This window comes from Holdemanella sp. (genome assembly GCF_056804935.1).
Genome location: NZ_DBMEXE010000066.1, coordinates 1 through 7,667 on the forward strand (window position 1 = coordinate 1; position 7,667 = coordinate 7,667).

8 protein-coding genes and 1 other annotated feature are annotated in these 7,667 nt (G+C 37.1%); of the genes, 7 read left to right on the forward strand and 1 reads right to left on the reverse strand.

From position 1 onward, the window contains the following. The 4 genes from ACZQCL_RS04540 to ACZQCL_RS04555 form a co-directional block, all read left to right on the forward strand. The coding region (locus ACZQCL_RS04540; RefSeq protein ID WP_482481937.1) for a prealbumin-like fold domain-containing protein at positions 1-371 on the forward strand (371 nt) is incomplete at its 5' end. A 36-nt stretch (positions 372-407) separates the two neighbouring features. Continuing rightward, complete coding sequence (locus tag ACZQCL_RS04545; RefSeq protein ID WP_482481938.1) at positions 408-1,238, forward strand: class C sortase; 831 nt, start codon at positions 408-410, stop codon at positions 1,236-1,238. Further along, entirely contained in the window at positions 1,219-1,998 is a 780-nt protein-coding gene (locus tag ACZQCL_RS04550; protein WP_482481939.1) for a Cna B-type domain-containing protein, read from the forward strand. Before ACZQCL_RS04545 ends, ACZQCL_RS04550 begins: the two co-directional genes overlap by 20 nt. Next, complete coding sequence (locus tag ACZQCL_RS04555) at positions 1,980-2,540, forward strand: sortase (RefSeq protein ID WP_482481940.1); 561 nt, start codon at positions 1,980-1,982, stop codon at positions 2,538-2,540. Before ACZQCL_RS04550 ends, ACZQCL_RS04555 begins: the two co-directional genes overlap by 19 nt. A 28-nt stretch (positions 2,541-2,568) precedes the next feature. Here ACZQCL_RS04555 and ACZQCL_RS04560 read toward each other — a convergent pair whose 3' ends face one another. Further along, complete coding sequence (locus tag ACZQCL_RS04560) at positions 2,569-3,066, reverse strand: ECF transporter S component (RefSeq protein WP_295766569.1); 498 nt, start codon at positions 3,064-3,066, stop codon at positions 2,569-2,571. 94 nt (positions 3,067-3,160) lie between these two features. Here ACZQCL_RS04560 and ACZQCL_RS04565 point away from each other — a divergent pair, with 94 nt between their 5' ends. From ACZQCL_RS04565 to ACZQCL_RS04575, 3 genes are all read left to right on the forward strand, one after another. Continuing rightward, positions 3,161-4,441 carry an aminotransferase-like domain-containing protein gene (locus ACZQCL_RS04565; RefSeq protein ID WP_482481941.1) on the forward strand — a complete coding sequence of 427 codons (1,281 nt, stop codon included), beginning with the start codon at positions 3,161-3,163 and terminating at the stop codon, positions 4,439-4,441. 9 nt (positions 4,442-4,450) lie between these two features. Further along, positions 4,451-4,648: a binding site (T-box leader), on the forward strand. Between the two features lie 34 nt (positions 4,649-4,682). Beyond that, entirely contained in the window at positions 4,683-7,313 is a 2,631-nt protein-coding gene (gene alaS / locus ACZQCL_RS04570) for an alanine--tRNA ligase (RefSeq protein ID WP_482481942.1), read from the forward strand. A 44-nt stretch (positions 7,314-7,357) separates the two neighbouring features. Then, positions 7,358-7,612 carry a hypothetical protein gene (locus ACZQCL_RS04575; RefSeq protein ID WP_482481943.1) on the forward strand — a complete coding sequence of 85 codons (255 nt, stop codon included), beginning with the start codon at positions 7,358-7,360 and terminating at the stop codon, positions 7,610-7,612. Positions 7,613-7,667 lie beyond the last annotated feature (55 nt).

A 7,667-nucleotide genomic window follows, 5' to 3' on the forward strand; every position in this document is an offset into this window, starting at 1 on the left:
AAAACCCTGATGTACATGTGGTTGCCGTAGAACCAGCAGATTCTCCTGTATTGTCTAATGGTAAACCAGGCCCTCATAAAATCCAAGGTTTAGGTGCTGGTACTTATTATTTGACAGAGATTAAACAACCTGATGGATATAACAAGTTAGCTAAATCTGTTAAGGTTGAGATAGATGTTAATGGTGCTATCACAGTAGACGGCAAATTAATTACAGGAGTAGATAAGTTAGTCAAAGTAGAGAACAAAACAGGAACAGTACTACCAAGTACAGGTGGTGTTGGTACTACAATGATCTATCTAGTAGGTGCTGTACTTGTATTGGGTTCTGGTGTTGTATTAGCTACAAAAAGAAGAGTTAAGAATAAATAATATATTTTCGATTAATGATAGGGAGAGGGTTGTGAGATGAGAAAACATATTTCAACTATAATTGCGATACTTGTTTTTATTGCGGGCCTTTCCTTATTGTTGTATCCAACGGTGAGCAATTATTGGAATTCTAAACATCAAACGGCTGTTGTTGCTAATTATACGGATACTTTAGCTAAGATGGATGATCAGGATAGGCAGGCTGCGATAGACTCAGCTATTTCCTATAATTCAGGGTTGGTTTCTAACAGTGGTCGTTTTACGCCTGATGATTCAGAACTTAGCTTATATAAAAGCCTATTAAATGCGGATGGTACGGGTATGATGGGATATATCACAATACCTGAGATTCGTTGTAAGCTAGCTATTTATCATAGTGTGGATGATTCTGTATTACAGGTGGGTGTTGGTCATTTAGAGGGTTCTTCACTTCCTGTTGGTGGTAGTAGTACGCATTGTGTTATTTCTGGTCATAGAGGGCTTCCGAGTGCTCGTTTGTTTACGGATATTGATCGTCTTGAAAAGGGGGATTTATTTTATCTGCATGTGTATGGCAAGGTTTTGGCGTATGAGGTGGATAAGATTTCGGTTGTAGAGCCTGAGGATTATGGTCCTTTAGAGATTGAAAAAGGTAAAGATCTTTGTACGTTACTTACGTGTACGCCGTATGGTATTAATACGCAGCGTTTGATGGTTCGTGGTCATCGTGTGGTGGATCGTTTGTATGATGAATCAAATATTACTTCAGATGCAGCTAGGGTGGATACTTTAGTGGTGGCTTCTTGTGTTGGTGTTGTATTATTATTGGTTGGTATTATTATTTCGAAGATATGGAGGTTAAAAGGACATGAAAAAAATAATTCGTAGTGTATTGTGTATATTTCTTTTTGTTCTTGTATGTACTCCTGTCTTCGCAAATGATTATTCGAGTTTAACAGTGACTTGTCCAGCTTCAAATATAGATGTTCGCTTATATCGTGTGGCGGATGCGGATTATAATTTGGTAGGTGCTTTTAAATCCTATTCGGTTTCACAGGATTGGAATATTCTTGGCGATTATATTGATCGTGACAATATTGAATGGGATGATGAAGTTAAGTCAGATTCAGATGGTAAGGCTTTATTTTCTCATTTAACTAAAGGTGTTTATTTAGTGAAGGCTTTAGATCATGCGGATTATACGATGTCGGTTTCTGTTGTTTATGTGGATAAAGATTGTGATGTTGAATTAAAGTATGAGTCTAGAGTTGAAACGACTTCTTTGCGTGTTCAAAAAGTATGGAAGGATGATGTCAAGAAGAATCGTCCGAGTTTTATTGGTGTAGATTTACTTGGGGATGGCAAGGTCGTAGATCATCAGGTATTAAGTGAAGAAAATCATTGGACATATGCTTGGAATGATTTGTCGGGTGATATGAGATGGAGTTGTGTTGAGACAAGTGTTCCTTCTGGATATAGTGTAAGTTCTTATCGAGAAGGGAATCATATTGTGTTAAAGAATAGTTTGAATAAGGTTGTGGATTCTAAGAAATCGGAATCAAATCTTCCTTTGACGGGTCAATTGTGGTGGCCTGTACCTGTATTATTGTTTGTGGGACTTGGATGTATATGCGTAAGCAAGTTCTAAAATATATTGGCTGTATCTGTATTGTACTTGCCTTGGGACTTACTTTGTTTAATGTGTATGATACATTTCGGGCTAGAAAGAGTGAAGAAGATATATTGGTTGCCTATAATTTAAAGAATGATTTGGATCCAGATATATGGATTGATCCAGATATGGATATGCCGGAAGTAGAACTGGATGGTTTATCTTGTATTGGAACGATTGAGATTCCTTCTTTGGACATTAAGCTTCCGGTTACGAGTGAGTTTACGTATGATTTGATGAAATTGGCGCCTTGTCGATATTCGGGCAGTGTATATAAAGGGAATATGGTGATTGCGGCACATAATTCTTGGTTTCATTTTGGAAGAATTCATAGTTTAGATCCGGGTAGTAAGGTCGTATTTACGGATGCACTTGGAAATCAGTTTGAATATCGTGTTGTTTTAATTGAAACTTTAACGCCGGATAGTGCTGAGGATATGACTTCTTCGGATTATCCTTTAACTTTATTTACGTGTACTTTGGATGCGAAAAATAGAGTAACAGTTCGTTGTAAATAAAAAAGAGAAATCGATTTTGATTTCTCTTTTAATTTAATTTATCTTGTACGATTTTCTTTACCATTGGATAAGCAACTAATGCGATCACAATACCTGCAGCTCCTTGGACTACGTTGGCTGGAATTTCACTTGCGGCTACGATCCAGCTTCCTTTTAATATGTATTTGGCAATGAAGTATCCAAATACCATGATGACAGATCCTAATACGTAGCTTGAGATTTGTTTGGGTTTAGAGTAGTTTTTCATAAGTAGGGATACTACGATAGCTTCTAGTCCTTTGATGATTAGGGTAAAGAAGAAGTAGTGTCCGTATCCTCCGGCTACATCGGCTAGTGCACTTCCTAAGCCTCCAATCAAGAAGCTTTCAAATGGATTTAAAAAGCTTGCGAATAATAGGATAAATCCGTCTCCTAGATTGAAGTATCCGTCTAATGCGTTTGGTACTTTGATGAACATGGTTGCGACAAATACGAGTGCCATACCTAGTCCGGTTAGTACGATTTCGTATGTTTGTTTGTTTTTCATAATCTTTCCTTCTTTCTGTAACTTAGTGACTATTATACTTGTTTCTGTATATAAAAAAATATACAATTATAAAAAATAATTAGGGGACAGTTGCATGAAGAAATATCAAGTAATTTATGATTTGTATAAGGAGTCGATACTTTCTGGGATCTTAAAGTATGGGGATCGTGTGGATTCGATTCGTGAATGTGTAAAGAAGATGAATGTGTCTAAGACTACGGTGGAAAATGCGTATAATAAATTGGTGTTGGATGGATTTATTTCGAGTCAAGAAAAAGTGGGGTATGTGGTGAGTATGAATCCGGAGCGTATCTTACTGCATCAGGAAATCCTGGATTATTCTTCGAGTCATAAAGAAAAATCGTATGATTATGATTTTCGGATTCAGTCGGTTTCTTTTGATTCGTTTGAAACGACGATTTGGAAACGATATATGAAGGGTGTTTTGAATGATAAGCGTTTGATGTCAAGTTATGGTTTAGCGCAGGGTGAGTATGGATTAAGGCAGGCTCTATGTAAGTATGTGTATCAGAATCGGAATATTTTGTGTTTTCCTGAGCAGATGGTGATTGGTTCAAACTATCAGTCTTTGTTGTATATATTTTGTGGGATGTTGGATAAGTCAAAGGTGATTGGTTTAAGTACATTAGTGGATGATCAGGCTAAGCAGGTATTTTTATCGTATGGTTTTCATGTTGAATATTTAAATCCAACTTCTTTTGTGAGGGATATTCAAAGATTGCATGTGGATGTTGTCTATGTGAATACGACTTGTTTTACGTCGGATAGGCAGTCTATGAGTGAAAGGGTTCGTGAAGAATTGGTTTCTTTAGAGAATGTTTTGATTCTTGAGGATGATTATAATGGGGAGCTTGTGTATGCTTCTAAAATCAAGACTTCGTTGTGTTCAAAAAGTAAGAATGTGATTTATTTTTCTTCGTTTTCAAGACTATTATTACCGAGTCTTCGTATTGGGTATATGATTTTAAATGAGGAGTATATGCGTAAGTATAGTGCTTCTTATTTTGGTCCAACGACGAGTAAAATTGAGCAGGTGGCTTTTACGCAGTATATTGTGGATGGGTATTTGCAGAAGCATTTAAGAAAGCTTGTTCGTGAGTATAAGGAGAAGCATTTGTATTTAAAGAAATTGATTGATACGTATATGGGTTGTTCGTATATTTTGGATGAGACGTATATGGCGTATTGGTTAAATTTAGATGTGGATGTATCTCGTTTTAGAGATTTGTGTGAATCGAATGGTGTCGCAATTAGTATTTCAAATGGGCGTATTGGATTGTCTTTTGCGAGTATGAGTAAAGAATTGATGTTAGATGGTGTGATTCGTCTTGCAGAAATATGGAAAGAGTGTTAAAATTTTATCGATTCGACAGTGAAGAAGATAAGTAGAATTAAAAGTTCTTGTGTATAGAGAGAGGGCGTTTGGTGAAAGCTCTTCGAGTCTTTTAGTTTGAAGCTACTTTGGAGTTGAAACGTAGTCGGCGTTAACGAGTGAATTGAGGGCATTTTTCGATTTTGAAAAATGAACTAGGATGGTACCGCGTAATTATACGTTCCTAGAAATAGGAGCGTTTTTTTATTGGAGGAAAGAAAAGATGAAACAATTAACTGGTAATCAGATTCGTCAGATGTTCTTGGATTATTTTAAATCTAAAGGGCATATGATTGAGCCGGGCGCAAGTTTGATTCCGCACAATGACCCAACATTATTATGGATCAATGCGGGTGTTGCGGCTTTGAAGAAATATTTTGATGGTAGTGAAAAACCGGCTTCAAATCGTATTGCGAATGCGCAGAAATCAATTCGTACAAATGATATTGAAAATGTGGGTCGTACGGCTCGTCACCACACATTCTTTGAAATGTTAGGAAACTTCTCAATTGGAGATTATTTCAAGGATGAGGCGATTCAGTTTGCGTGGGAATTTTTAACAAGCGAAGAATGGATGGGTATTGATAAGGACAGATTGTATGTGTCTGTATATACAGATGATGCGCGTGCTTATGAAGTATGGACTACAATTTGTGGTGTAGATCCTAGTCATATTTTAAAGACTGATGATAACTTTTGGGAAATTGGTAAGGGACCTGGTGGACCTGACAGTGAAATTTTCTTTGATCGTGGAGAAAAATATGATCCTGAGGGATTGGGAGAAAAATTATTCTTTGATGAAATGGAAAATGATCGTTATGTAGAAGTATGGAATGTTGTATTCTCTCAATATGATTGTGATCCAAGTATTGATCGTAAAGATTATAAGGAACTTCCTCAGAAGAACATTGATACAGGTATGGGTCTTGAGCGTTTGGTTGCCTTAGTTCAGGATGGAGAAACAAACTTCGATACGGATTTATTCTTGCCTATTATTCGTGCAACAGAAGCTATGGCAAAACATCCTTATGAAGGTGAATATAAGATGGCTTACCGTGTTGTTGCGGACCACGTTCGTACAGTGACTTTTGCGTTGAGTGATGGTGCTAACTTCTCAAATAGTGGTCGTGGATATGTACTTCGTCGTGTACTTCGTCGTGCAGTTCGTTATGGTTTAAAATTAGGTTTGGATGAACCATTCTTATATAAACTAGTTCCTGTTGTTGCGGATTTAATGGAGGATTTCTATCCTTATTTGCAGGAGCATGTTGCGTTCAACCAGAAGTTGATTAAGGTGGAAGAAGAAACTTTCAAGAAGACTTTAAAGGTTGGTCAGGCTTTACTAGACGAAGAAATCAGCAAGGCTAAGGATGGTAAGCTTAGTGGTGAAGTTGTCTTCAAATTGTATGATACATATGGATTCCCATTTGAATTAACACAAGAAATTGCCGAGGAAAGTGGAATCCGTGTAAGTCGTGATGAGTTTGATGCAGAAATGAACAAACAAAAAGAGCGTGCTCGTAATGCGCGTAATGTAAAGGATTCTTTTGCGTCTCAAAATGAAGAATTGATGAACTTCAATGAGCCTAGTGAATTTATTGGTTATGATCACTTATCTTGTGATGGTAAGATCATTGCGTTATTTAATGCTGAGGGTAAGATGGTTGATTCTTTAGAAGACGAAGGTATGATCATTTTAGATGAAACTTGTTTCTATGCCGAAAGTGGTGGACAGGTTGCTGATAAGGGAATGTTTACGGCTGATGGTGTAGAGGTTGAAGTATTGGATGTTCAAAAGACTCGTAATAAACAGCATATTCATACAGTTAAAATCAATAGTGGTGTATTAGAAAAGGGTATGTCTTTACATGGTGAAGTCAATGTCAAAGATCGTTTGGCAACTACAGCGAACCACTCTTGTACACACTTGTTGCAGTCGGCTTTAGTTAAGGTATTGGGTGATCATATTCACCAGGCTGGTTCTTATAATTGTCCTGAATATTTGCGTTTTGACTTCAATCACTATGAAAAGGTTACGGCTGAACAATTGGCTGAAGTAGAACGTATTGTGAATGAATATATTAGTGCAGCTTATCCAGTAACGAAAGAGGTTATGCCTATTGAAGAGGCTAAGAAGTCTGGTGCCACTGCATTATTTGATGAGAAGTATGGAGATACAGTTCGTGTTGTAACAATGGGTGATGTATCTAAGGAATTCTGTGCTGGATGTCACGTAGAAAATACGGCTCAGATTGGTCTATGCAAGATCATTAGTGAGGAAAGTATTGGTTCAGATTCTCGTCGTATTACGGCTAAGACTAAGTTTGCGGCTTATGAGGATTTTGCACAAGAACACAATATGTTGGAAAATATTGCGGATAGTGCTAAACAAAAGGGTATTAAGAATATTGATACAAAGGTTGAGGCTGCTTATAAGACTATGCATGATATGCAAAAGGAAATCGATAACTTGAAGAACCAAATCTTTACATTGAAGTCTAAAGAGTGGGCTACTGAGGCTAAAGATTTTGGAAAAGTAAATGTATTGATTAAATCCGTTTCTGGAATGGATGCAGGTGCATTGAAGGATATTGTTTCTAACTTAAAGGCTAGTGATGACAAGATGGTTGTATTCTTCGTTAACACAAATGGAGAAAAGGTTGTCTTTGTATCTGGTGCAGGTAAAGAGGCTGTTAAGGCTGGTGTACATGCGGGTCAATTGGTTAAGAAAGCGGCTCAAATCTGTTCTGGTAATGGTGGTGGAAAGCCAGATATGGCTCAAGCCGGTGGTAAGGATGCTTCTAAGGTTGATGAAGCAATCAATGCAATCACAGAAGAGTTGAAAAGTTTATAGTAGATATTAGGGTATGCGTATGTGTACCCTTATTTTTTTGGTGTATGAAAAAGAAGAGTAAATATAGAATCCGTATGGATGAATTAAAGAAATTTAAAAAAAAGCATAAGCTCACAAAGAAAGAGAAAGAGCGAGTTGAAATGTGGGTGGCTGCAGGTCATAGTGCGTATGATACGCGTTGGTGGGATGAGTTGGAGCAGGAAGAAGAGCTTGATGAATTACTAAGTGGTTTGACGGACGCACAAGTAAATTATGGTACTATGTCAAGAAAAAGGACTCCTAAAATAGATAAATTTTAAATTCTAATGCTTTGAATAATAATTATTCTCATATTGATTTGGCGATTCATAACCG

What these genes read in the sequence shown, in the direction of transcription:
- ACZQCL_RS04545 (WP_482481938.1), top strand. Translation starts at nt 408, where the DNA reads ATGAGAAAACATATTTCAACTATAATTGCGATACTTGTTTTTATTGCG.
- ACZQCL_RS04550 (WP_482481939.1), top strand. Translation starts at nt 1,219, where the DNA reads ATGAAAAAAATAATTCGTAGTGTATTGTGTATATTTCTTTTTGTTCTT.
- ACZQCL_RS04555 (WP_482481940.1), top strand. Translation starts at nt 1,980, where the DNA reads ATGCGTAAGCAAGTTCTAAAATATATTGGCTGTATCTGTATTGTACTT.
- ACZQCL_RS04560 (WP_295766569.1), bottom strand. Translation starts at nt 3,066, where the DNA reads ATGAAAAACAAACAAACATACGAAATCGTACTAACCGGACTAGGTATG.
- ACZQCL_RS04565 (WP_482481941.1), top strand. Translation starts at nt 3,161, where the DNA reads ATGAAGAAATATCAAGTAATTTATGATTTGTATAAGGAGTCGATACTT.
- alaS (WP_482481942.1), top strand. Translation starts at nt 4,683, where the DNA reads ATGAAACAATTAACTGGTAATCAGATTCGTCAGATGTTCTTGGATTAT.
- ACZQCL_RS04575 (WP_482481943.1), top strand. Translation starts at nt 7,358, where the DNA reads ATGAAAAAGAAGAGTAAATATAGAATCCGTATGGATGAATTAAAGAAA.